This is a genomic window from Massilia sp. LjRoot122 (assembly GCF_964252725.1).
Taxonomy (GTDB): Bacteria; Pseudomonadota; Gammaproteobacteria; order Burkholderiales; family Burkholderiaceae_D; genus Telluria.
Window position 1 is genome coordinate 1,379,176 of sequence record NZ_CAXUPB020000001.1, and the last position, 25,322, is coordinate 1,404,497.

17 protein-coding genes are annotated in these 25,322 nt (G+C 67.8%); 5 read left to right on the plus strand and 12 right to left on the minus strand.

The window, feature by feature from the left end; all coding sequences use genetic code 11:
• Positions 1-41: 41 nt before the first annotated feature.
• From ACSQ25_RS06035 to ACSQ25_RS06075, 9 genes are all read right to left on the minus strand, one after another.
• Positions 42-1,399 (minus strand): IS3 family transposase gene (locus ACSQ25_RS06035; protein WP_436104805.1). Its coding sequence is split into 2 segments (ribosomal slippage): positions 42-919 and positions 919-1,399, totalling 1,359 coding nucleotides; the frame shifts between segments, so codons are not numbered across the junction.
• Between the two features lie 119 nt (positions 1,400-1,518).
• Positions 1,519-2,163, minus strand: a complete 645-nt coding sequence (locus tag ACSQ25_RS06040; protein WP_436104806.1) for a PRC-barrel domain-containing protein — start codon at positions 2,161-2,163, stop codon at positions 1,519-1,521.
• Between the two features lie 422 nt (positions 2,164-2,585).
• Positions 2,586-4,358: an MFS transporter gene (locus tag ACSQ25_RS06045; RefSeq protein ID WP_436104807.1), complete on the minus strand. Its 1,773-nt coding sequence runs from the start codon at positions 4,356-4,358 to the stop codon at positions 2,586-2,588.
• A gap of 14 nt (positions 4,359-4,372) precedes the next feature.
• Positions 4,373-5,470: an N-acetylglucosamine-6-phosphate deacetylase gene (locus ACSQ25_RS06050; protein ID WP_436104808.1), complete on the minus strand. Its 1,098-nt coding sequence runs from the start codon at positions 5,468-5,470 to the stop codon at positions 4,373-4,375.
• Positions 5,471-6,238, minus strand: coding sequence for a DeoR family transcriptional regulator (locus ACSQ25_RS06055; protein WP_436104809.1), 768 nt, complete (start codon positions 6,236-6,238; stop codon positions 5,471-5,473).
• A gap of 36 nt (positions 6,239-6,274) precedes the next feature.
• Positions 6,275-7,600: a D-tagatose-bisphosphate aldolase, class II, non-catalytic subunit gene (locus ACSQ25_RS06060; RefSeq protein WP_436104810.1), complete on the minus strand. Its 1,326-nt coding sequence runs from the start codon at positions 7,598-7,600 to the stop codon at positions 6,275-6,277.
• Positions 7,597-8,550 (minus strand): ROK family protein, encoded by a 954-nt coding sequence (locus ACSQ25_RS06065; RefSeq protein WP_436104811.1) that lies wholly within the window; start codon positions 8,548-8,550, stop codon positions 7,597-7,599. The genes ACSQ25_RS06060 and ACSQ25_RS06065 overlap by 4 nt, the downstream gene beginning before the upstream one ends.
• Positions 8,537-9,673 carry an SIS domain-containing protein gene (locus ACSQ25_RS06070; RefSeq protein WP_436104812.1) on the minus strand — a complete coding sequence of 379 codons (1,137 nt, stop codon included), beginning with the start codon at positions 9,671-9,673 and terminating at the stop codon, positions 8,537-8,539. Before ACSQ25_RS06070 ends, ACSQ25_RS06065 begins: the two co-directional genes overlap by 14 nt.
• A gap of 128 nt (positions 9,674-9,801) precedes the next feature.
• Entirely contained in the window at positions 9,802-9,954 is a 153-nt protein-coding gene (locus ACSQ25_RS06075; RefSeq protein WP_436104813.1) for a hypothetical protein, read from the minus strand.
• 43 nt (positions 9,955-9,997) lie between these two features.
• On the opposite strand from ACSQ25_RS06075, the gene ACSQ25_RS06080 reads away from it, so the two are divergent.
• The 5 genes from ACSQ25_RS06080 to ACSQ25_RS06100 all read left to right on the plus strand — a co-directional run bounded on the left by ACSQ25_RS06080 (position 9,998) and on the right by ACSQ25_RS06100 (position 19,746).
• On the plus strand, positions 9,998-13,312 hold the full coding sequence (locus ACSQ25_RS06080) for a TIM-barrel domain-containing protein (protein WP_436104814.1): 3,315 nt from the start codon (positions 9,998-10,000) through the stop codon (positions 13,310-13,312).
• A gap of 90 nt (positions 13,313-13,402) precedes the next feature.
• Positions 13,403-14,764, plus strand: a complete 1,362-nt coding sequence (locus ACSQ25_RS06085; RefSeq protein ID WP_436104815.1) for a Gfo/Idh/MocA family protein — start codon at positions 13,403-13,405, stop codon at positions 14,762-14,764.
• A 31-nt stretch (positions 14,765-14,795) separates the two neighbouring features.
• Complete coding sequence (locus ACSQ25_RS06090; protein ID WP_436104816.1) at positions 14,796-16,052, plus strand: DUF3472 domain-containing protein; 1,257 nt, start codon at positions 14,796-14,798, stop codon at positions 16,050-16,052.
• Positions 16,053-16,100: 48 nt separating this feature from the next.
• Positions 16,101-19,073, plus strand: a complete 2,973-nt coding sequence (locus ACSQ25_RS06095) for a TonB-dependent receptor plug domain-containing protein (protein WP_436104817.1) — start codon at positions 16,101-16,103, stop codon at positions 19,071-19,073.
• Between the two features lie 58 nt (positions 19,074-19,131).
• Positions 19,132-19,746, plus strand: a complete 615-nt coding sequence (locus tag ACSQ25_RS06100; RefSeq protein WP_436104818.1) for a TetR/AcrR family transcriptional regulator — start codon at positions 19,132-19,134, stop codon at positions 19,744-19,746.
• Between the two features lie 324 nt (positions 19,747-20,070).
• Here the strand turns inward: ACSQ25_RS06100 and ACSQ25_RS06105 are convergent, their stop codons facing one another.
• Genes ACSQ25_RS06105 through ACSQ25_RS06115 form a run of 3 tightly spaced genes read right to left on the minus strand, consistent with a single transcriptional unit; the run spans position 20,071 to position 25,306 of the window.
• Entirely contained in the window at positions 20,071-22,872 is a 2,802-nt protein-coding gene (locus ACSQ25_RS06105; RefSeq protein WP_436104819.1) for an Hsp70 family protein, read from the minus strand.
• Complete coding sequence (locus tag ACSQ25_RS06110) at positions 22,869-24,713, minus strand: Hsp70 family protein (RefSeq protein WP_436104820.1); 1,845 nt, start codon at positions 24,711-24,713, stop codon at positions 22,869-22,871. Before ACSQ25_RS06110 ends, ACSQ25_RS06105 begins: the two co-directional genes overlap by 4 nt.
• Positions 24,710-25,306: a DUF2760 domain-containing protein gene (locus tag ACSQ25_RS06115; protein WP_436104821.1), complete on the minus strand. Its 597-nt coding sequence runs from the start codon at positions 25,304-25,306 to the stop codon at positions 24,710-24,712. The genes ACSQ25_RS06110 and ACSQ25_RS06115 overlap by 4 nt, the downstream gene beginning before the upstream one ends.
• Between the last annotated feature and the right edge of the window lie 16 nt (positions 25,307-25,322).

The window sequence follows — 25,322 nt, forward strand, 5'->3', positions numbered from 1 at the left end:
ATCCCGGCCTTGAACTGCCACACAAAAGCTGGACAATTTGTTTATACGGCCTGAGCGTGCTTGATCCTGTATTGAATCGGGGTCATGCCGCCCAGGACGGAACTGATGCGCTTGGTGTTGTAATACTCGATGTAGTCACGGATTGCCGCCTTTAGCGCATCGACGTCGGCGAATTTCTGTCGATGGAAGCACTCGGTCTTGAGGACAGCGAAGAAGCTTTCCATCGATGCGTTGTCCAGGCAATTCCCCTTACGGGACATGCTCTGCAGTACGTTATGCTCGCTCAGGAGCTTACGATATTCTGGCATCTGGTAGTGCCATCCCTGGTCGGAATGCATGGTCGGGGTCTGGCCCGTCCTGAGCGTGGCAAGCGCTTTTTTCAGCATCGAATTGACCAGCTCCATCGTCGGGCGCGAGCTCATTTCATGGGCTACGATCTCTCGAGTGCACAAGTCCTTGACGGTCGAGAGATAGACTTTCTCGTCGCCCACCTTCATTTCAGTAACGTCGGTTGCCCACTTCTGGCTTGGTTCACTGGCGCTGAAGTCGCGCCCTAGAAGGTTGGGGGCAACAACGCCAACATTTCCTTTGTATGACTTGAACCGTTTGATCCGCTGTACCGATTTCAGGCCGAGCAGACCCATCAGGCGACGTACCGTATTGGCGTGCAGATCAATGCCATGCTGGCTTAGTGCGCATGCAATCCGCCGATAACCGTACCGGCCCTTGTGCTCATCGTAGATCTGCTTGATGAGCTCTTTGGTCCGGGCGTACTTGTCCGGCATCCTCCGAACGGCGTCCCATGCATAGAAACTGCTGCGCGGCAGACCTACCAATTTCAACAAAGCCACAAGAGGAAACAGCTGCCTTAACTCATGCACTACTTGCGCTTTTTCAGCGCAGCTGCCTTCTTCTTTGCTTGAGCTAAGGCTTCCAGCTTTTTTAGGACGGCCACCTCCATCTGCAAATACTGGACGCGCTTGAGCAATTCTTCGCGTGTCAGCTCTTCCACTGGTTTGTCGTCGGGTGGCGTTACTCGTGCTGGCATATCTGGTACGGCTGGCTTGATACGGCCTAATGCTTCGCTACCTCCCTCATCGTAGCGCTTCGCCCATGTGCGAATACTGTCCGGATTGGGGATATTGAAAACAGCAGCCGTCTGATTGATGGAGAGCGCATTGTCCCACATGTGCTGCAGTACCGACAGCTTGAGCTCAGGGCTGTAGTGTTCCAGACGCCTGTGAAAGGCCTCATCGCCATGCAGGCGGTACGCACCCACCCAGCGCCGGATCACTGGCGCTGGGATGCCCTGTTGGGCAGAAAGCCGGTGATAGCCAATCTGCCCGTCCAGATACTGTTTGACGACCCTGAGCTTGATCTCTTTTGTGTACTTAACCATCTACCCCTCGAAAGTGGACAATTGCTGTCCAACTTTCTTGTGGCAGTTCACCTGCGCCGGGATGACGTGCTAAGGTTAGTAGTGAATGGATGCGGCAGTGGCTATGCAGCTAAGGTCTCTCAGCCGATATTGCTGCCCCGAATCCGGCTCAGGTCCTTGTCGTCCCCCTCATGCCCCGGCCGCGGATCGGCACTGCCACCGACGCCGTAGGAGTCCCCGTGCAGGCTGCCCGAGCCGACGCTGACGCCCAGGCTGCTGCCTGCGCCCGTCGCGCTGCCGGCCGAGCCCGCTCCCATGCTCGATCCCATGCCGCTGCCCATCGCCGAGCTGGCGCTGGTGCCGCCGACCATGCCGCCCATCGTCGTGCTCGGCCCCATGGTCGGCGCCCCCGAACGCTGCGGATCGGTGCCGTAGAAGCTGTGGACCCCGCCGGCCCAGCTCACGTCGCTCATGTCGGGCCAGGCATCCTTGTCGAAGCCCGGCGCGTTCCTCAGGCGTTCCTTGTCCACGTCGAGCACCATGCGCTTGTTCACGGTGTCCAGGTGCAGCGCCTGCCAGGGCACGGCGAACAGCTTTTCGCCCAGGCCGAGGACGCCGCCGAACGCCAGCACGGCGTAGGCCACCTGGCCGGTCTGCATGTCCAGCATGATTTCCTTGATGTCGCCGAGGTCTTCTTCCTGCGCATTGACGACGCTGTCACCGATCAGGGTATCGGCGCCCATCAGCGCCGGTCCGGGGCCGGTGCTGCGCGTATTCCTGTACATCCCATATTTGTCTCGATCTGCGTAGCTCATCTCGCACCTCCTCAGTCGTTGAGTTGCCCGCAAAGCAGGACTTACCCGTCATGGGTAAGCTGCTGCTCCCATCATATGACGCAAACGCCACAAGGCGCGCGCGGAAGAGGCCTGCGTGCGCGCTAAGCGAGCTGGCGCACAGAGCAGTATTTGCAGCGTGGTTAATGTACTAAGTAATGTTTCGGAGAAAAAAGAGATGACAGTCAATTCGCGCTGCAACTACACCGGCCTGTTCAGCAAACGCATCCCGACGCGTTCGGTCGCTACCGTATTCACTTCCGTTTTCGCCCGCCTGGGCTGGTTCGGCCGCCGCTGAACCGGGGCGCAGCGCGCGGGCCGGCCCCGGCCCGCGCGCCAGTCTCAGGGTAGCGCCCGCTACCTGATCCGGCGCCTCATCGAGGTGCCTGTCCCAGCTTCTCCATCGATTCCTGCACTTTCGGCCCGCCGCCTGCAGCGGCGCCGGTGAAATGCAGTTCGATCTCTTCCAGGGTCTTGCCCTTGGTCTCCGGCAGCAGGAAGGCGGCGGTCAGGAAGTACAGCACCGCGAAGCCGGCGCCGACGAAGAAGACGGCCGAGTAGCCGTAATAGCCCACCGTGGGCAGGAACATGGCGGCGATCACGGTCGAGACGAACTGGTTGACCAGCAGTGCGATGCTCATGCCGTTCGAGCGGATCCGGGTCGGCATCAGTTCGGACAGCGCCAGCCACACGCACACCCCCGGCCCCACCGCGAAACCGGCGACGAACAGGCAGATCGCCAGCGCCACCTGCCAGCCGTGGCTCTCGGACGGCACCGTGCCCAGCCACGCGCGCTCGATCACCAGGGGCGCATCGCGGCCCGCGGCGGGGTCGGCGAAGGGATTCAGGTGCCAGCGGCGCAGGGTGGCGCCGATCACGCTGTCCTCGTCGATGGCGTCCTCACGCCGCAGCTGCACCGTGGGCAGCAGCGGATCGTCGCTGCGCAGCGATTTGACGTCGGTGAAGGGGCCATAGGCGTAGGCCACGGTCAGCTGCTGCGCTGCGCCGCCGCCGGCGCCGAGCGCGGCCAGCTGCCGGCCGTCCAGGCGCAGGGCCAGGCTGTCGTTGCGTACCTGGGCCTCGACCAGCGCGCGCACGTCGCGCTGGCCGTCTTCGGCGCCGCGGAACAGCAGGCCGGCCGCCACCAGCGCGACCACGATGGTGCCGCTGCCCAGCATCAGCAGGAACTTGCGGCCCTTGCGATCGACCAGCACCACGGCGACCACGGTCATGACGGCGTTCAGCACCTTCAGGCCGACGTCCGCGGTGTTGGCGGTGGAGCCGGGCAGGCCGGCCTGGTTCAGGATCGTGACGACATAGGCCAGGATCGAATTGATGCCGGTGGCCTGGGTCAGGGCCAGCACCAGGCAGGCCAGCAGGAAGGGCAGCACGTAGCGGCGGCTGGCCAGCGAATCGCGCAGCGGGACCGATGGCGCATCCGGCATGGCCGGGCCGCCGGCGCCGCGCATGGCGAGCCAGCGCGGCGATTCCTTCAGCGCCAGGCTGCCGAGGGTGAACACCAGGCCGGGAGCGAGGCAGAGCCAGAAGATGCTGCGCCAGGCCTTGTCCTGGGCCGCGAACACCAGTTCCGCCCGGGCCGCCTGCGGCAGCGCGGCGGCGGCGCGGGTCGCCTCGTCGACGGTATGCGCCTGGCTCAAACCGATCACCGCCGCACCCACCAGGCCCACGGTCAGCATCAGCTGGAACAGGGCGGCGCCGCGGCCGCGGCGCGCGGCCGGCAGCGACTCGGCCAGGTAGAGCGGCACCACGACGCCGATCAGGCCCCCGCTGATGCCCTGCAGCAGGCGGCCCAGCAGCAGCGGGGTGTAGCCCTCGGCCAGCGCGATCATGGGAATGCTGAGGGTGAACAGCGCGCCGGCCAGCACCATGGCGCGGCGGCGTCCGATGGCGTCGGCCAGCGCACCGGCGAACAGCGAGGACAGCACGGAGCCGAGCAGCACGGCCGCCACGATGAAGGACAACTGCTGGGTGCTCAGCTTCCAGGCCACCGAGGCCGTCGATTCCAGGTAGGGCAGGGCGCCGGCGATGATGCCGACGTCGATCCCGTATAACAAGCCGCCCATGCCGGCGATGAACAGCAGGTAGCGCATGGCGCGGTCGGGCGTGGGGTCAAGGGCGTTCATCATGTCTCCGGAGTGTTTTATGTTTTCTGGTTGCCGAGGGCGATCGCTTCGCCTTCGACGTAGACCGCGGCCGGGCGCAGGTCCGCGTCCAGCACGACGATGTCGGCCCAGGCGCCCGGCGCCAATCGTCCGCGTTCGGTTTCGCCAAGGTAGTCGGCCGGAAAGCGCGACAGGCGCTGCGAGGCCTCCGCCAGGTCGAGCCCGAGGTCGACGAAGTTGCGCAGCGCCGCGTCCATGGTCAGCACGCTGCCGGCCAGCGAGCCGCTCGCCAGGCGCACGCAGTTCCCGCACTTGAACACGCGCTGGGTGCCGAGTGCGTATTCGCCGTCCGGCATGCCGGTGGCCGAGGTGGCGTCGGTCACGCCGTACAGGCGCGGGATGGCGCGCAGCGCGGCGCGCAGGGCGCCCGGGGACACGTGCTGGAGGTCGGGGATGATCTCGGCGTATTCGGCATGCGCCAGCGCCGCGCCGACCATGCCGGGCTCGCGGTGATGCAGGCCGCTCATGCCGTTGAACAGGTGGGTGAAGCCGGCGGCGCCGGCGCGCAGGGCGGCCACGCCGTCTTCATAGCTGCCGGCGCTGTGGCCGATCTGCACCCGGATGCCCATCGCCGCCAGCTGCGGAATCAGCGCCAGGTTGCCGTCGACTTCCGGCGCCATCGTCAGCACGCGGATGGGCGCGATCGCGTGCAGGCTGCGCACCAGTTCGAGGCGGGCGGGAATCACGTCGGGCGGCTGGGCGCCGAGGCGCGCCAGGTTCAGGAAGGGGCCCTCGAGGTGGACGCCGAGCATGCGCGCGCCATCCTTGGGGCGCGCGGCGATGACGCCGGCCAGGCCGTGCAGGGCATGGCGGATCCCGGCTTCCTGCGCGGTGAGGGTGGTGCCGAGCAGGGAGGTGGTGCCGTGGCGCGCATGGCTGCGGGCCACGACGGCGCCTGCATCACCGCCTTCCATGATGTCGGTGCCGGCCGCACCGTGGACGTGCAGGTCGATGAAGCCGGGGAGGATGGTGTGCCCGCTGGCGGCAGGGCCCTCGATGATCCGGTGGATGCGATCGCTGAAATCGATACTGCCTGTGATCCAGCCTTGGGGAGTGAGGATTCTGCCGCTGAGCATTTAGTCCGCTATGAGTAATTCGATGCCCAGCTTCTGCAAGCCCTCGCGGTATTCGGGGCTGATGCTGGCATCGGTGATGACGGTATCGACCCGGTCCAGCTGCACGATGCGGTGCAGGCTGACCCGGCCGAACTTGGAGGCATCGGTGAGCACGATGATCTTCTTGGCCCGTTCCACCATCTTGTGGTTCAGGCTCGCTTCCGCCTCATGATGGGTGGTGACGCCGAACTGCAAATCGAAGCCGTCCACGCCGAGGAACAGCTTGTCGAAACTGTAGGCCTGCAGGGTCGCCTCGGCCTGGCTGCCCTGGATCGACAGCGACTGCTTGCGCAGCTGGCCACCGGTCAGGATCAGCTCCACGCCGGCAGTGTCGGCCAGCTCCCAGGCGATGTTCAGGCCATTGGTCATCACCGTCACGTTGCTGGCCTCGCGCAGGTGGCGCGCCAGCGAGATCGTGGTGGTGCCCGAGTCGATGATGATGTTGTCGCCTTCCTGCACCAGGGTGGCGGCCAGGGTGCCGATGCGGTCCTTCTGCTCCTGGTTGATCGCATCCTTCTGGCGGATCGACTGCTCGGGCGGCGGGGTGCGGGTGAGGGTGGCGCCGCCGTGGCTGCGCGTGGCCAGTCCCTGCGCCTCGAGCGCGCTCAGGTCGCTGCGGATGGTCACCGCCGAGACGCCGAATTCCTGCACCAGGTCGGTCACCTGGACCGAACCCTGGCGGGTCAGTTGCTGGAGGATGGCTTCGCGGCGTTGGGTGGTGTTTCGCATGGTGGCGGCTCGGGTCGGCGGTCGAAAACGGCGAGCTTAACAGATCGATGCGGCGTGATCGACTGCCACCGCCGCGTTGCGGTTACAGGCCCTTGCGTATTGCGCCAGCACCTGGCCGATCTTGTGCTCCAGCAGCGCGCGCGCGCCGGTAGCAAGCTGGCCTTGCAGCACCTCGAGGTATTGTTCGTGCAGGTGCTGGCTCAGGAGCGGCAGCGGAATCTCCACCGCATCCAGGTTGGCGCACAGCTGGTCCACCGCGGCCGCCACCGGCGCCTCGTTCCAGTAATAGCGGCAGCGGTCCGACAGGCCGTAGCGGCGCATCAGGCGCTGTTCTTCGCTGCTGCCCGGGTAGTGCTTGCGCCAGTGCTCGGGCTTGGCCAGCATGACCTCGTCCAGCACCGCCATCAGGCGCGAGGCTTGCGCCGGCGGCACCAGTTCATCCTCGATGTGGCACAGGGCCAGCAGGCCTTCGCGCAGGGCGAAGGTGGCGGCCGGGCCGACCTTCAGGATGGCGAAGTGGTCGCGGACCATCTGGTGCAGGCTCGACTCTCGCTGGTAGTCGGTGGAGTGGGCTTCGAACACCAGGCCCGGCTGGCCGGCCACGAAGGCCGACAGCTGTTCGGCCTGGGCGGCGTCGTAGTGCTGGATGTGGCTGTGGTCGAAGTCCACGCCGGGCTGCACCACCATGGCGATCACGCGGCGCCAGGCGGCGTGCAGGCCGGCGTCGAGGAAGGCGCGGCAGTGTACTTCCAGCGTGCGTTCGGCCGCCTGCGGCGAGGTCGGGGCGCCGGCATCGGCGAGGGCCGATTCGCCGCCCGGCACCGGCACCTCGGTGCCGATCACGTAGACCGGCGGCTGGTGGCCGGCCTGTCCGGCGGCGGCGTCGGCGATGGCGGCCAGGCGCGCCGAGCGCGCCGCCACCGTCTCGTCATCCAGGGTGGCCGGATCGTCGGCGCAGCGCATGCTGCAGTCGAGGTGGATCTTGTGGAAGCCGGCGGCGGCATAGGCCGCGACCAGAACCTCGGCATGGGCCATGGCTTCGTGCGCGGGGCGCGACTGCCAGGCATTCGGACCCAGGTGGTCGCCGCCCAGCACCAGGCGCTCGCGCGGGAATCCGCGCTCCCGCGCCATGTCGTGCACGTAGTCGCGGAACTGTTCCGGATTCATGCCGGTGTAGCCGCCGAACTGGTCGACCTGGTTCGAGGTCGCCTCGATCAGCAGCAGGGTGTCGTAGCGCTGCGCCACGCCTATCGCGGCGCTCAGGACCATGGGATGGCTGCAGCAGACGCTGTACAGGCCGACGGCTTCGCCGCGGCGGTGCGCCTTGACGAGCTGCTGGACGGGCGAGAGGGTCTGGTTCATGGTGCGCTCCGGTTCGTTTGTTGTTGGCGGGCCAGCAGGGCGGCGCCGCGTGCCCCGCCGGCGTCGCCGAAGCGCGGCGGCAGGATCGGCGGTACCTGCGCGCCCGGGAACAGGTAGCGCCGCACGGCGGCCGGCAGCTGCTGGTACAAATGCGGCAGCTGCGACAGGCCGCCGCCCAGCACGATCGCGTGCGGATCGAGCCCCAGCACCAGGCTGGAAAAGGCATGGGCCAGCAGGTCGAGGTGGGCGGCCAGCGTCGCCGCGGCCACCGCATCGCCGGCATTGGCGCGCGCCGCGATCACCATCGGCTCGGCATCATCCCCGCCCAGGTGGCGGTGCAGCATGCGCATGCCCGGACCGGATACGTAGCGTTCGAAGCAGCCCTGGCGTCCGCAGGGGCAGGGGATGGACGGCAGGCCGTACTGGGCGAGCAGGTGGGCCGGCACCGACCAGTGGCCCCATTCGCCGGCCACGCCATTGAAGCCGCGCTGCAGGCGCCCGCCGGCGCAGTAGCCGCCGCCGGCACCGGTGCCGAGGATGGCGCCGAACATGGTCGGCAGGCCGTCGGCGGCGCCGCCCTGCGCTTCGGACAGGGCGAAGCACTGGCAGTCGTTGCCGATGACGACAGGGCGTCCCAGCGCCTGTTCCAGCGCCGGGGCGACCAGGCGGCCGTTCAGCGCCGGCACGTTGGAGCTGAGCTGGCGGCCGCTGGCCGGGTCGGCGACGCCGGGCAGGCCGATGCCGACCGCGGCCTGGCGGCCGAGCGCCGCGTCGGCGCGCCCCACCAGGCCAGCGACGCCCTGCACGAAGGCGGCGAAATCGTGGCCGGGGGTGGCGATCCGCTCGCGGAACACCTCGCGCAGGCCGGTGTCATCGGCGAAGGCGACCAGTTCGATCTTGCTGCCGCCGATGTCGATGCCGTGGAAGCCTTGTGGATCAGTGTTCGTCATGGCGGTAGATGGTGACGCCCTTGACGACACGGTTGACCGTGCCGCTGGCGAAGGGATTGTCGGGACGCAGCTGCAGGGCAGCCGACTGGTGCAGGGCAAGCTGCTGCGCGACCAGCAGCCACAGCGGCGCAAGCCATGCATCCGGTAACTCTGGTACGGGGATGCCGATGTCGCCGCCCGGTCCCACGGTCACGATGCGGCCGGCCACGCCGTCGCGTCGCAGTTCGTCGACCAGGTCGGCCTCGTAGCGTTGCGACAGCGGCTTGCTGCTGCCGAAGACGAGCACCAGCGCGCCGGCATTGAGCACCGATTTCGGGCCATGGCGGAAGCCCAGCGGCGTATTCGCCATCGCCGGCACGCGCCCGGCCGTCAGTTCCAGCAGCTTGAGCGCGCTTTCCTTGGCCAGGCCTTCGAGCGGACCGCTGCCGAGATAGACCACGCGGCCGGCTTCGGTCGCGGCCAGTGCCGCCACCGGGGCCTCCCAGGCCGCCATGGCTTCCTTGGCCAGACCTGCCAGGCTTGCAATGTGTTCGACCCCGTCGCCCTTGCCGAGTACGGCCAGCGCAGCCAGCAGCATGCAGGTGAAGCTGCTGGTCATGGCGAAACCGCGGTCGCAGCTGGCGGCCGGCATCAGCAGGTTGAAGGCGCGGCTGTCGCCGGCGCTGTCGCGAGCCAGCCTGCCTTCGGGGTTGCAGGTGATGTTCAGCAGGCGCGCATCCGGCACCAGGTCGCGCACCAGCTGGACGGCGGCCAGGCTTTCCGGGCTGTCGCCGCTGCGGGCGAAGGACACCAGCAGAGTGGGGGCGCCGCGTTCAATATAGAGCTCGGGGTGGGTGAGCAGGGTGGTGGTGGCGATCGCCCGCACCTGGGCCGGCCAGGCGGCATTCAGTTCGTCGGCGACGATCTCGCCGACATAGGCCGAGCTGCCGGCGCCGGTCAGGATCACCCGCTGCAGCGGATCGGCCAGGCATCCGCCCAGGAAGGCCTCGACCTGTGCGCGGCTGCCGCGCAGGCTGGCGGCCAGTTCGCCCCACAGCGCGGGCTGCTGGGCGATTTCCTCGGCGGTGTACAGGCCGCCGATGTCGCGCCATGCTTGTGGGCTTCGCTGCAGAAGAGTAGTCATCGAAAGAAAGGTAAAAAGTTTTCAGTGCGATCCATCATAAATAGAAAGTTTGCGAAAGTCAAATACGAAAGTAAAACGAAAGTTAGATTGATTGGAAGATCGGATTGCGATGATCGAACGTAGCAATTTCACCACTGATCGCTCATCAATTTCGCGGTAAATGAAAGTTCAAATACCGATAAAACCGCCAAACGAAAGATAAATGCCGGAATATTTGGCTTATTTCCAATTTTTTTGAAATTTTTCTTTCCTTTTTGTTGACCTGCTTTGCTTTTGTTCATACATTATCCTCATCGAAACGCCAAACGATCCGAAAGAGCCGTCATGAAGCATCCATCTTCCCTGCATCGCCTGCTCGTCCTGCCCATGCTGCTGCTGGCCGCCTTTCCGGCCGCTGCCGCCCCGCTGGGCAAGCTGCGCACGGTCAGCGCGGGCCAGGCCGACGGTCCTTCGTGGGACATCGTGGCCGATTCCGGTGCCCGTGTGCGTATCAGCCTGCCGCGCGCCGACGTGCTGCGCATCCAGGCCGGACGCAAGGAGCTGAGCGGCCCGGGCGACAAGGCCGCGCCCATCGTGGTGGCCACAGCTTCGGCCAAGGTGGAGCACCAGTTCAATGAAGAGAACGGCCAGCTGGTGCTGCGCACCGCCGCGCTCACGCTGCGGGTCGACCGCGCCCCCCTGCGCTTCACCCTCTACCGCAGCGGCGAGACCCAGCCGCTGTGGCGCGAACTGCAGCCGCTCGACCTGGGCGAGAAGCAGAGCGTGCAGGTACTCTCCAGCGACAAGGCCGAGCGCTTCTACGGCGGCGGCCAGCAGAACGGCCGCTTCGAATTCAAGGGACGCGAGCTGCCGGTCTCGTACTCGGGCGGCTGGGAAGAGGGCGACCGTCCGAATCCAGCGCCTTTCCTGATGAGCTCCCGCGGCTGGGGCATGCTGCGCAACAGCTGGGCCGACGGCAATTACGACCTGCGCGAAGACGGGCAGGTCACGCTGCAGCATGCGGAAGACCGCTTCGATGCCTACTACTTCGTCGGCAAGTCGATGCGCGAGGTGCTGGCGCGCTATACCGAATGGACCGGCCGCGCGCGCCTGCTGCCGCGCTGGGCCCTGGAATATGGCGACGCCGACTGCTACAACGACGGCGACAACGTCAAGAAGCCGGGCACGGTGCCGCGCGGCTGGAGCGACGGCCCCACCGGCAAGACGCTCGACGTGGTCGACAGCGTGGCGCGCAAGTACCGCGAGCACGACATGCCGGGCGGCTGGATCCTGCCCAACGACGGCTACGGCTGCGGCTACACGGCGCTGCCCGAGACCGTGCAGGGCCTGGCGAAACACGGCTTCCGTACCGGCCTGTGGACCGAGAACGGGGTCGACAAGATCGCCTGGGAAGTCGGCAAGGCCGGTAGCCGGGCCCAGAAGCTCGACGTGGCCTGGACCGGCAAGGGCTACCAGTTCTCGCTGGACGCCAACAAGGCTGCCTACGACGGCATCCTGAACAATTCCGACAGCCGTCCCTTCATCTGGACCGTGATGGGCTGGGCCGGCACCCAGCGCTATGCGGTGGCCTGGACCGGCGACCAGAGCGCCAGCTGGGACTACATCCGCTGGCACGTGCCGACCCTGATCGGCTCCGGCCTGTCCGGCCAGGCCTATGCCACCGGCGACGTCGACGCGATCTTCGGCGGCAGCCCGGAAACCTTTACCCGCGACCTGCAGTGGAAGAGCTTCACGCCGGTGCTGATGGGAATGTCCGGCTGGTCCGCCAGCGCGCGCAAGCATCCGTGGTGGTTCGACGAACCCTACCGCAGCATCAACCGGCGCTACCTGAAGCTCAAGATGCGCCTGACCCCCTACATGTACACGCTGGCGCACGAGGCCGAGCAGACCGGCGCGCCGCTGGTGCGCGGCCTGATGTGGGACTATCCGGGCGACCCGGCAGCGCTCACCGAAGCGCACAAGTACCAGTTCCTGCTCGGGCGCGACCTGCTGGTCGCCCCGGTCTACCGCAGCCAGGCCGTCAGCCAGGGCTGGCGCACCGGCATCCACCTGCCGCAAGGGCGCTGGTTCGATTACTGGGACGGCCGCCAGCTCAGCGCCGGCGGCCAGGGCCGCGACATCGACCTGCAGGTCAGCTTGGAGAAGCTGCCGGTGTTCGTGCGCGCCGGCGCCATCATCCCGATGTATCCCGAGATGCTGTACGACGGCCATAAGCCGAAGGACCGGCTCACGCTCGACCTCTACCCCGAGGGCGACTCCGAGTACGTTTTGTATGAGGACGACGGCAACACCCGCCGCTACCAGCAGGGCGCGTCGAGCCGGCAGCGCATCGCCATGCGTGAAAACGGCGGCAAGGTGGACGTCACGATCCACCCGGTCGAAGGCAGCTACGACGGCCAGGAAGCGCGGCGCGGCTATAGCCTGCGCCTGCCGAGCCGCCAGCGTCCGGCCGGGGTGCTGCTGGGTGCCGCGCCGCTGAAGGAAGTGGCCAGCCGCGCCGCCTTCGACGCCGCGGACGCCGGCTGGTTCTTCGACCCGGCCGAGCGTCTCGGCAGCGTGCACGTGAAAGCGCCGGCCCAGGACATCCGCCAGCCCTTGTCCTTTACGCTGCAGGGAATCACCCGCCCGGCCGCCGGCGACGCCTTCCCGGCTGCCCCGGTGCCGGGCCGCGCCCTGCCGGCGGACGCCATGGTGGTCGTGAACCGTCCGGCCGAAGAGCCGGGCCATCCGCTCGAAAACGCCTTCGACGGCAAGCCCGAGACCTGGTTCCGCAGCGTGCGCAGCCAGGTGGTCAAGAGCGGCGCCCACGAGTGGGTAATCGGCTTTACCGAGCGCCGCCTGGTGGATGGCATCGAGATCGCCCCGCGCAGCGACAAGAACTGGAAGCACGGCCAGGTGCGCGACTACGAAATCTATGTCGCCGACAGCAATGGCGAGTGGGGCGCTCCGGTGCAGCGCGGCCGCCTGGCGCTGTCGCAGGACATGCAGGCGATCGCCTTCCCGGCCACCGCCGGGCGCCTGCTGCGCTTCCGCGTGCTCAGCACCCAGAACCCGGACGGCAGCGGCGCGGCGGCCACCGACCCAATGGTGACGGCAGTGAACGGCGCCGCCCCGGCGCGCGCCTTCGATGCCTCCGCGCCGCTCGAAGTCGCACCGATCACGCTGTCCGAATTCCGCGTGCTCGAGCACCGGGCGCCGGAAGCGCCGGAGCTGCGGCGCTACCTGAGCGAACTGCCGCTGCCGAAGCACTTCGGCCGTGACAAGCCTGCCGGCAAGGCCAGCGAGATGCGCATGAACGGCCTGCGCTTCAACAAGGGCATCGGCGCCGGACCTTCCAGCCGGCTCGACCTTCAACTCGGCGGCAACTGGCGCCTGCTGCGCGCCGACCTGGGCGTGGACGACAGCTGCCGCAGTGTGGGCAAAGGCGGCAGCATGCGCTTCCAGGTCTGGAGCGGCGAACGCCTGCTCTACGACAGCGGGCAGGTAGCGGCGCCGGCCGTGGTCAAGCCCGAGATCGACGTGCGCGGCCTGAAAGAACTCAGCCTGCGCACCCTGGGCGAGCGATCGTCCCGAACGTGCGGCAACTGGGCCAACGCCGCCCTGATCGGCACGGAAGGCGCCACGCTCAAGCTGCGCTAGACCTTCCCATTTCCTTGCAGTGACAGAGCCCCTCTCCGGACGGGGAGGGCTTCTTGCATCCTTCGACCTGAAAAAAGAACGGAAACAGCCATGAAACGACGCAATTTTCTCTCCTTCGGTCCTGCACTGGCAGGTAGCGCCCTGGCCGCCGGCGCCATTCCCGGCGCCGCCGCGGCGGGCCGCCAGCGCCTGCGCCTCGGCATGATCGGCACCGGCATGCGCGGCCAGGTGCTGCTGCGCGAACTGGTGCGGCGCGACGACGTCGAGGTGGCCGCGCTGTGCGACATCGAGCCGATCATGCTCGGCCGCGCGGTCGAGATGGTCACCAAGGCCGGCCGGGCGCGCCCGGCCACCTTCGGCGCGGACGGCGACCAGCAGGCCTACCGCCGCATGCTGGACGCCGGCAAGCTCGATGGCGTGATCATCGCCACGCCCTGGGAGTGGCATGCGCGAATGGCGATCGACGCGATGGAGGCCAAGGTGCCGGTCGGCTGCGAGGTGGTGGCCGGGGTGAGCCTGCAGGACCATTGGGACGTGCTGGCCGCCCAGCTGCGCACCAACACGCCCTACATGCTGCTCGAGAACGTGTGCTACCGGCGCGACGTGCTGGCGGTGCTGCGCATGGTGCGCTCCGGCCTGTTCGGCGACCTGGTGCACCTGCAGGGCGGCTACCAGCACGACCTGCGCGCCGTGAAGTTCAACAGCGGCGATCCGGCCAAGCCCTACGGCGGCGGCGTCGAGTTCGGGGCCAAGGGCTGGTCCGAGGCGCGCTGGCGCACCGAGCACTCGGTGCGCCGCAATGGCGAGCTGTATCCGAGCCACGGCATCGGTCCCTGCGCGATGTACACCAACATCAACCGCGGCAACCGCTTCACCCGCATCAATGCCTTCGCCAGCAAGGCCGCCGGCCTGCACGACTACGTGGTGCGCCAGGGCGGCAAGGACCATCCGAACGCCAAGACCCGCTTCAGCCTGGGCGACATCGTCACCACCACGCTGGCCTGCGACAACGGCGAGACCATCATCCTGCAGCACGACACCTCGCTGCCGCGCCCGTATTCGCTGGGCTTCCGGGTGCAGGGCACGCGCGGGCTGTGGATGGACCTGAACCGCTCGGTGCACATCGAGGGCATCAGCAAGCCCCACGAATGGGACGAGGCCAAGACCTGGTTCGAGAAATACGACCACCCGCTGTGGCGCAAGCACGGCCAGCAGGCCGCCGGTGCCGGCCACGGAGGCATGGACTTCTTCGTGATCCACGCCTTCGTCGAAGCGCTGAAGGCGAACGCGCCGATGCCGATCGATATCTACGACGCCATCACCTGGAGCGCGATCACGCCGCTGTCCGAACAGTCGATCGCGCTCGGCTTCCAGACGCTCGACTTCCCGGACTTCACCAACGGCGCCTGGCGCACCCGCAAGCCGATCTTCGGATTCGACGACCGTTACTGACACCGCAGTTCCACCCAACCAGGAGACCCAGATGAAACCGATGTTGCCGATCTTGCGCGCTGCCACCCTCATCCTGCTCGGTGCCAGTGCCGCCATTGCCGCCGCCCAGGCGCCGGCCAGCGTGGCCCTGCCGGGCAATGCCTTCGTCACCACGGCCGGCGCCCGTGCGACCGAGACCATCACCGCCAACGGCCTGGCCAACTGGACCAGCGCAGAGACCGTGAGCAGCGCCTGGTTCCGCATGGAGCAGGCCGGCAGCGCCACCATCGGGCTGGATGCCGGCCTGGCCGCAGGGAACGGCAGCACGGTGCGGGTGACGGTCAACGGCACCCCCTTCGAGGTCAAGCTGAGCAAGGGACCAAGGAAGACCTATGCCGTCGGCACGCTCGACCTGCCGGCCGGCTACATCCGCGTCGACCTGCAGGGTGTCAGGAAGAGCGGCCCCGCCTTCGGCGAGGTCGCCGGCATCACGGTGGCGACGGCCTCGAGGCTCAACTACGCCAACGACCCGGCCAATTACTACTGGTCGCGGCGCGGGCCTTCGGTCCACCTGGGCTACGCCGTGCCCGCCAACAGCGAGTACTTCTACAGCGAGGTCACGGTGCCGGCCGGGCAGGACGCGATCGGTTCCTACTACATGGCCAACGGCTTCAATGGCGGCTACTTCGGCATCCAGGTGAAGTCGCCGTCCGAGCGCTGGGTGCTGTTCTCGGTGTGGGACGCCGACAACGGCGCCAAGACCACGCTGGTGGGCAAGGGTGCGGGGGTGGTCGACAACGCCTTCGGCGGCGAAGGCACCGGCGGCCAGACCTACCTGGTCTACAACTGGGCCGCGGGGAACACCTACCGCTTCCTCACCCGCGTGCGCCCGGACGGCGCCGGCGCCACCGACTTCTCGGCCTGGTTCTTCGCCCCGGAACTGGGGACCTGGCGCTACATCGCCACCTGGAAGCGGCCGGCCACCACGACTTACCACGCCGGCACGTATTCCTTCCTCGAGAACTTCCTCGATACCAAGGGCTACCTGGGCCGCTTGGCCGAGCACGGCAACCAGTGGGCACGCACGACGGACGGCAGCTGGAGCGAGATCCTGACTGCGCGCTTCACCGGCGACGCCACCGCCGTCAACGGCCAACGCCTGGACTACGCCGGAGGTTTGCGTAACGGCCGCTTCTACCTGCGTAACGGCGGCTTCTTCAGCGACTACGTGCCGCTCAACCAGAGCTTTACCCGTCCCGCAACCGGCAGCGCGCCCGCGGTGAACGTCGACACCCTGCCGCTGCAATAAGCATCGCCCCATGGGGCAAGCATCCACACCATAAAAACAGGAGAAGCAATGAGACTCAAGAAGATGATCGCCGCACTGGCGGCCGCCGGCCTGGCAACGGGCGCCCTGGCGCAGGACGCCGCCACCAAGCCCCAGGACACCAAAGAGAGCAAAATGGCGCGGGTCGAGGTAACCGGTTCGAGCCTGAAGCGCATCAACGCCGAGACCGCGTCGCCGGTGCAGGTGGTGGACGCCAAGCAGATCGAGAACATGGGTGCGCGCACCCTGATGCAGGTGCTGGACAACCTGCCGGCCGCGCGTCCGGCCCAGCAAGATTTCCGCTCGATGTTCACCGGCTCCGACGGCGGCTCGCAGGCCAACCTGCGCGGCCTCGGCGCCCAGGGCACCCTGGTGCTGCTCAACGGCCGCCGCCTGTCCTTCTACGGCGCGCCGGCCGGCTTCCAGACCATGTTCGTGAACATCGATGCGATTCCCGCGGCGGCGATCGAACGCATGGAGATCCTGACCGACGGCGCCTCGGCGGTGTACGGCTCGGATGCGGTGGCGGGCGTGATCAACGTGATCACCAAGAAGAACTACCAGGGCCTGGAAGCACGCGTCAGCCACGATTCCTCGGCTGATGTCGATTCGTATGGCGAGCGCCAGGGCGGCATCGTGTTCGGCACCGGCGACCTGGGCGCCGACGGCTACAACGTGATCGGCTCGCTCAACCTGTACAAGCGCGACCGCATCGCCCTGTCCGATACCTATGACAAGCGCCCGGACCACTTCTACGTCAACAACCCGAACTTCATCCCCAACTTCCGCATCGGCACCGGCAGCGAGCCGGGCGTACTGAACCCGGGCACCTTCTTCGTGTTCGACCCGGCCCGCAACAACGCCCGCACCCAGCGCGCCGTCACCGGCTGCCCGACCTCGATCAACGAAGCCTCGGGCACGCGCTGCATCTGGAACAACCTGCCGTATGCGCTCGACACCGGCCCTTCGTCGGAACGCGCCACCGGCTACCTGGCCGGGCGCAAGCGCTTCGCCAACGGCTTCGAAGGCTTCGCCGAAGCTGCCTACACCCATATCAAGATGGTGGGCGCGAACGGTCCGCGCAGCTTCAACAGCGGCAGCACCAGCAACTGGTTCTCGCGCAATACCGGCACCAGGCTGAACACCTTCGCGGTTCCCTACCTGGGACCGAACAACACCTACCTGAAGGGCAGGCTGGCGCCGGACATGGCCGCCCTGATGGGCGGCGCCGCCGGCCTGAACTACCTGATGCAGGACGCCACCAATCACTTCGGCCAGCGCAATGTCGACGACAACTACCGCGCCCTGGCCGGCTTGCGCGGCACCGTGTTCGGCGACTGGGAATTCGAGACCGCGCTGAGCGTGGCGGGCAGCCATTCGACCCTGTACCAGACCGTCAACATCAATACCGCCGGCTTCGAGAAGGCATTCGGACCGTTCACCACCGACCCGGTCACGGGCCGCAGCTACATCGCCGACAACCCGGCCTACAAGTTCGGCGAAATCAGCGAGGCCAATGCCGCGCTGCTGCGCGCAGCCTACCCGACCTTCGACATCCAGTCCTGGACCAAGCTGATCACCTGGGACGCCAAGGTCGAAGGTACGCTGGCGAAGATCGGCGACCGCGAAGTGCGCGCCGCCTTCGGCACCAACCTGATGCGTGAGAGCTTCGACACGCCGGGGAACGCGGACGCGGCCAACGGCCTGATCACCCAGCAGGGTGGTTCCTGGTTCGACGGCAAGCGCACCATCGCCGCCGTGTTCGGCGAAGTGGTGGTGCCGCTGACCGAGAAGCTCGAGCTGAACGCCGCCGCCCGCCTCGACAAGTACCCGAACTTCAGCGCCAACCTGGCGCCGAAGATCGGCGTGGTGTGGCGCGCCCGTCCGGAGGTCATGGTGCGCGGCACCTACTCGGAAGGCTTCCGCGCCCCGAACCTGGCCGAATCCGGCACCGGCGGCGTGTTCGCCCAGGTGGGCGGCATCCGCGACACCGTGCGCTGCGACGAGACCAATGCCATCGCGCGCCTCTTGATGCGCTCCGTGGCCGCGACCGAGGTCGACCTGGGACGCAGCCTGCTGAACTCGAACTGCTCGACCACGGTGGGCGGCCTGACCCCGCCGAATCCGGAACTGGAGCCGGAAAAAGCCAAGATCGCCACCCTCGGCCTGGTGCTGCAGCCGGTGCGCGACGTGAGCGTCTCGCTCGACTACTGGATCGTCAACCGCCGCAATGAGATCGTGCGCCAGGACTTCAACCAGCTGTTCACCGAGCTGGTCGACGAGTATGGCCCGGGCCTGGCCGGCACCGACAAGGCGATCCGCAATGCCCTGACCGATGCCGACCGCGCCAACATGGCGGCCGTCGGCACCATGTGCGCCAATCCGGCCAATGCGGCAGTCTGCACCGGCACGCTGCCGACTTACTCGGTCGGTAACCTGGGCGGCCTGATCAACTCCTACCTGAACCGCGGCAGGACGCTGGTCGACGGCTTCGACATCGATGCGCGCACCCGCATCGGGCTGGGCAACTACGGGCGCCTGAACACCGGCGTGGCCTTCACCATCCGCCGCCGCGAGATCTACAACTACGAGGACGGCAGCGGCTTCTCGGGCAACTACGTCGGCTATTACAACTCGCCGCGCCTGCGCGGCACCTTCAACGCCGACTGGAACTACGCTAACTTCACGACCAGCCTGTTCGTGAACTACACGGGCAAGACCAAGTGGGCCTACGGCGAGTACGACACCGACAACACGCCGGAGAACTGCCTGGCCGCCGGGGTCTCGCTGCCGGAGAACCTGTGCGGCGGCGCGCCCTCGTTCACCACGGTCAACCTGGGCTTCAACTGGAAACCGACGAAGCAGCTGAACCTCGGCCTCAACATCAAGAACGTGCTCGACAAGAAGCCTTACTACGATCCGAACGGCTGGGAAGGCTACAACCACAACCAGAACCTGTTCGGCCGCCAGTTCGCGTTCTCGGCCAGCTACAAGTTCTGGTAAGAGTGGGGGTGTGTGAAATAGCGCTTGCTGTTTCGCACACCTGTGCTAAAGTGAAGGCATGAACACCACGGCCAAAAGCGAAGCGACCTTTGCGACCATCCTCGACGCCGCCTACGCGATGGCGGCGCAGGAGGGGATCGGCAAGGTGTCGCTGGGTGAGCTGTCCAAGCGCACGGGCATCAGCAAGAGCGGGGTGTTTTCCCGCGTCGGTTCGCTCGAGGCCCTGCAGGACGCCGTGCTGGACGAATACGACCGCCGCTTTGCGGAGGAAGTCTTCACGCCGTCTCTGCAGGCGCCAAGGGGCTTGCCGCGCCTGATCCTGCAGGTGGAATTGTGGCTGAAGAAGATCGGCAACGAGACGGCGCGCGGCGGCTGCCTGTACACGGCCGGCGCCTTCGAGTTCGACGACGTGCCCGGACCGCTGCGCGACCGCATCGAGGCCGGCGTGACGCGCTGGCGCGCCTCGCTGCGCAAGACGGTGCTGCAGGCGATGGAAGCGGGGCAGCTGCGGCCGGACACCGAACCCGAGCAGCTGGTGTTCGAGGTCTACAGCCTGGCGATCGGGGTGATGCACGATGCGCGCTTCCTGCGTACCGACGCCGTGCCGCGCAGGGCGCAACGGGCCTTCAACCGCCTGATATCGACGTACAAGAGTTTCAACGATCTCGAGTAGCAGGGATCACCACACCGGGACGGGCACGCCTGTCCCTTTTTTTACACTCATTTCGCACACCTGTGCGAAAACCGAGCTGTGCTGAAGGAGTCGATCATGTCTGCATTCTGGTTGCTGCTGGTTCCCGTCGCCGGGTTTGTGTGGGTCAGCCTGCGCGGCGTCATGTGCGCGCTGCCGAAATCGAATGAGGATTTCGTGTTTTGCTGAGGGGTGCGTGGTGTCGTAGGGTGGGCGGGTCTCCCGCCCGCGCGTTCAACTAGGGGATGAGTCGTCTCAGTGCGTCCGTGAGTTGAACGCGCGGGCGGCAAAGCCGCCCACCCTACGTTAGCGCAGCAGCTTTAGTCCCGGCGGCAGCGCATCGCCCAGCATGCGGGTCTCGACGGCCTGGTCGAGTTCGACCACCTCGCGCACCATGGCCGCCCAGGCTGGCGGCGCGCCGCTGGCGGACAGGCGGCGCAGCACCTCGTCGCGCACGGCCTGGCCGATGTCGCGCGAGCGGTCGCCGGTCATGCGTGCGATGTGGGCGGCGGCAAAGCCGGCCGGCTCGATCTTCTTCCAGTCGAGCTGCAAGAGCTGGCCCAGCCAGCGCTCGGCCGATGCCGCCGGCGCCACTTCGTGCGCGGCGCCGTGGAAGGACTGGCGCGCGCCGACACGGCCCAGGGCCCACAGGTAGCGCGCATACCTTGCCGCGGCGCGGGCGTCGATCTTGGCGCCCGCCGGCATCTCCATGATCTGCCCGATCAGCCATTCGCCGATCTCGGCCTTGTAGGCGGAAGGGATGCGTTCGAGCGAGGCGCCGACGCGCAGCATGTCGTCCTCGCTGCCGTCGACCAGCGTGACGGGGCGGCGCCCGCGTTCCGCTTCATCGGCCTGCAGGTTGAAGGCGAAGTCGTCGAGCAGGCGCAGCTGGGCCTCAAGCGACAAGCCGCCGGCCACGCGGCGCCACAGCGTCCACCATTCGGCGCGCGCCTGGCTGTCCTTGTGGTACTGGACGCCGGTCTCGAACATCGCCCACAGCTGCTCGATGCGCCATTCGTCGAGCGGATGGCCGAAGCCAGGGCGCAGGCAGTAGCCGGCGAGGTTGAGCCACACGCGCTCATGCTCGGCCGAGCGCCGGCGGCCCTTGGCGCGCGCCAGCAGGGCGTCGAACAGGCGGCGCAGCAGCGGCGTGGTCCAGCGTTCGCGCCCGCCCAGCAGGTGTTCGAGCGAGGCGCGCAGCTGGCGCACCTCGCGCGGGTCGACCTGCTGCGAACGGTTGCCGAAGATGCGGTCGATGCGGGCGATGGCATCGTCCAGCGCCGGCGGCAGCGCTGCGTCTTCAAGCGGCTCGTCCTCTTGCCCGCGCAGCTGGAACTCGAGACGCCAGCGCTGGGATGCATCCTCTTCGGCCACGCAGGAGACCTCCAGCGTGCCGACTTCGGACAGCACGGTGGCCAGCTGCACTGGGATATCGGTAGTGCGCGTGCTGCGCAATACCGTGGAGATGGCGGGAAGGCGCACGATGTCGGCGGCCGGCAGGTCTGCCAGGTCGCCCGCCTGCGGCAGGACGCCGCCCGGGTCGGCGGTGGACGACACCAGGTGGAAGCGCACCGGCCTGCCTAGCCGCAGGGCGAAACTGCGGCCTTCCAGGCGGACTTCTTCGCCGGCGGGCGCGCCGCGCGGCAGCAGGCAGACCGCGCGCAGGGTGTCTCCTGTCTGTTCCGCGTCCAGCAGCAGGTAGTAGTTGCGTGCCGAGCCGCTCTCGATGGCCGGCGCCTGACCGGTGCGCGCCAGAGAATAGGCGACGCCGCCGCGCGCCACGGCCACATCGGGATCTTCGTTGTGCAGCACCTGCACGGGCGCGCCGCGCCAGTCCGACAGCACATCGGCCAGGCGCCGGGCCAGCGCCGCGCCGCGGAACACGCCGCCATTCAGCAGCAGGGCGTCAGGCACGGGCAGGCTGCCATCGTCGAGAATACCAAGGGCTTCGCGCGCCGCCTGCGCATGCTGGCGCAGGAAACCGGCGAGGTGACGCGTGACGGCCGGGTCGCTCGCATACGGCAGGCCGAATTCGACGATGCCGGCGCGCGCGCGTTTTGCCCCTTCCTGCGCTTCGTTCGGCGGGAAGAAGCCGTCGAGGACGATGCGCTGCGCGTCCTCGCGCGTGATGGTGGCCGAGCGGCTGGCGCCGATCAGGCGCGAGCCCGAACCGAGCAGGGTGACGTTCACCTGTTCCGGTGCGTCGGGCGCGAGCAGCTGTTCCTTGGCGGCGCGGCAGCGCTCGGTGAGCTGGGCCAGGCGGCCGGCCGACAGGCGTTCAGTGTTGCCAAGGCGCGATTCGGCCAGGTGCGCCAGCGCCAGGTCCATGTTGTCGCCGCCGAGGATCAGGTGGTTGCCCACGCCGATGCGGGTCAGCTTCGGCTGGCCGTCTTCCTCCAGCTCGACCTTGACCAGGCTGAAGTCGGTGGTACCACCGCCGACGTCGGCCACCAGCACCAGGCGTGTCTGGGCCAGGTCCAGGGCCAGCGTGGCGCGGTGGCGGTACAGCCAGTCGTAGAGGGCGGCCTGCGGTTCTTCCAGCAGGCGCAGGTCCGGCAGGCCGGCCATGCGCGCCGCCTCGAGCGTGAGCGCACGCGCGCCTTCGTCGAAGGAGGCGGGCACGGTGAGGACGATTTGTTGTTGTTCCAGCGGCGCCTTGGGGAAGCGCCGGTTCCAGGCCGCACGCAGGTGTGCGAGATAGCTGGCGCTGGCCGCGACCGGCGAGACCTTGGCGATGTCCGCATCCCCGGCGCCCCAGGGCAGGATGGGGGCCATGCGGTCCACGCCCGCATGCGACAGCCAGCTCTTGGCGCTGGCTACCAGGCGGCCCGGCGCCTGCGCGCCGAGCTGGCGCGCGAGGCGGCCGACTGCGACGCGTTCGACTCCGGCGGGGTCGAGCGAGGCCCAGGGTAGCTGGAGTTCGCCGGGAGCGAGTTCGCCCTCGGCGGGGTGGTAGCGCATCGACGGCAGCAGGGGTGCCGCGGCGACTTCGCCGGGCGCCACCAACTGGTCGATTGCCAGCAGTTCGACCTCTGCCGCACCGGGCAGGGCGTAAGCGAGCACCGTATTGGTGGTGCCGAGGTCGATGCTGACGAGATACTGGGTCACTGCTGGCGGACGTCGAACTCGATCTTCCAGCGCTGGCCTTCGCGCGACACGGCGGCCAGTTCCAGGGTGCCGGCATCCGTTGCGAGCGCGTGCAGCTTGACCTGCACCACGTCACCCGCCACGCGGCCTTCCGCCGGCAAGGTAGCCTGGATCTCGTTCATTTCCTGCAGCTCGTCCGGCCCCCAGAACTCGAGCACTTCGCCGATGCGGTCCTGGCGGCGCGTGGTGGAGCCGAAGAAGCGGAAGGTGACCGGCTCGCCCACCACCAGGCCGAATTCCTGGCCCGGCAGTTCGAGCTCGCTGCCTTCTTCCATGCCGAAGGGCGCCACGCACAGGGCCTCGATCGGCGGTTCCATGCCCGGGATCGCCGGCATCGAGGATTCCACGCCGACGTAGTAGGAACGGGCCGTACCGCCGCGGATGCGCACGCCGCCGCCGCGCCGCGCGTAGCTGAAGTAGGCGGCGCCGCGCGCCACCGCCAGGTCGAGGTCGGCGCCTTCCAGCATGCGTGCCGGCTCCGCGCCTTCCATGTAGAGCCAGTCGTTGATGGTGTCCATCACGCGCTGGGCCAGGATGCTGGACTTGAACACGCCGCCGTTGAACAGCACCGCGCTCGGATGCAGGAAGCTGTGTTCCGCATTCACGCGGCCTTCGAAGCCTTCCAGCTCCGCCGTGGCGCCGGCCTGGCGCGCCAGGAAGGCGGCCAGGTGCTTGGTGATCGCGGCGTCCTGCGCATACGGCAGGCCGACCTGGGTCAGGCCGGCACGCTGGCGGGTGGCCGGACGGCTTGATGCATCCACGCGCGGGAAGAAGCCGTCGGTGATGAAGGCGGTGACTTCTTCACGCGTCAGTTCGGTGCGGATCGAGCCGCCGATGAGCTTCGAGCCGCGGCTCGGCACGACGATCGGCCATACGCTGGCGTTCGGATCGGCCAGCAGGTGTTCCTTGGCGCCGCGGCAGCCGTAGGTGAGGGCGCGCATCTGCCAGGAATCCAGCTGGGTGCCGTTGGCCTGCAGCTTGCGCGCCACGAAGTGGGCCAGCGCCAGGTCCATGTTGTCACCGCCCAGCAGGATGTGGTCGCCCACGGCCACGCGATGCGGTTCCAAGCTGCCGTCGCGCTCGAGGATGGCGATCAGCGAGAAGTCGCTGGTGCCGCCGCCCACGTCCACCACCAGCACGATGTCGCCGGCCTTGACCTGCTTGCGCCAGGCGCCCTTGCTTCCCTGGATCCAGCTGTACAGGGCCGCCTGCGGCTCTTCCAGCAGCTTGGGGGCGAAGCCGGCGTTGCGCGCCGCTTCCGCGGTGAGTTCGCGCGCGCCCGGGTCGAAGGAAGCCGGGATGGTGACGGTGACCTGCTGCTCCTCGAAAGGCGCATCCGGATGGGCGGCGTTCCAGGCCTGGCGCAGGTGCGCCAGGTAGCGGGTCGAGGCCTCCAATGGCGAGACGCGCGTGACTTCTTCCGGCGCGTCGTGCGGCAGGATGGCGGCGCGGCGGTCCACGCTCGGGTGGCTCAGCCAGCTCTTGGCCGAGGACACCAGGCGGATCGGGGTGGTGGCGCCGCGGCTGCGCGCCATCTCGCCGGCGATGAAGCCTTCGCCGCCGGCGCTCCAGGGCAGGGCCGTTTCGCCCGCTGCCAGTTCGTCCGGGTGCGGCAGGTAGAGGAAAGAGGGCAGCAGGGGCAGAGCCTCGACCGTGCCCGGCCCGGTCAGTTGCGGGACCGGCAGCACGCCGTCGACGGTCTTCTCGCCGTCGCTGGCCTGCAGGTCGACATACGAGAGGGCGCTGTGGGTGGTGCCCAGGTCGATGCCGATGGCGTAACGGGCGTTCTGTGCGTCGCTCACAGTTCCACCTCCGCCGGTGCCAGCACGCGCGCGTCGTGCTTCTCGGCCAGCTGCGGCAGCTGGACCTTGGTGGCGCGCCAGCCGCGGTGCGACAGGGTGCCCTTGAACGGGGCCTGGCCGACCACGTTGCCGGTCAGGCGCACGCTGGCGGCATCGAAACCTTCTTCCAGCGTGAGGCGTGCGCCTTCGGCCTCAAGGCGTACCGGTTCGATGGTGAAGTGCTCGCGCAGCACGCGCGCGCAGCCTTCGTGCACGACGCGCGCGGCGGCGCCGATGTCGGCGTCGGAATAGGCGCTCAGGTTTTCCTGGGCGAAGTCGATCAGGCGCGCTTCGCGCTGGAACAGGCTCAGCAGCTGCAGGGCCGACTCGGCGGTCGGGGCGCGCAGCGGCGCGGCGGTCGGGGCCGGGGTAGGTGCCGGAGTAGGAGCCGCGGTCGGCGCCATGGTCGGGGCCGGCGTCGGCGCCGCCAGCGGGCCTAGCCGGTCATCGCGCACGCGCGCGGCGAATTCGGCATCGCCGAGCGATTTGAAGAAGGCGCCAAAGGCGATCGAAAGCCGGCTCCAGAAGCCAGGCAATGGGGTCGGTGTGTTCATTGTTGATGTTCTGTAG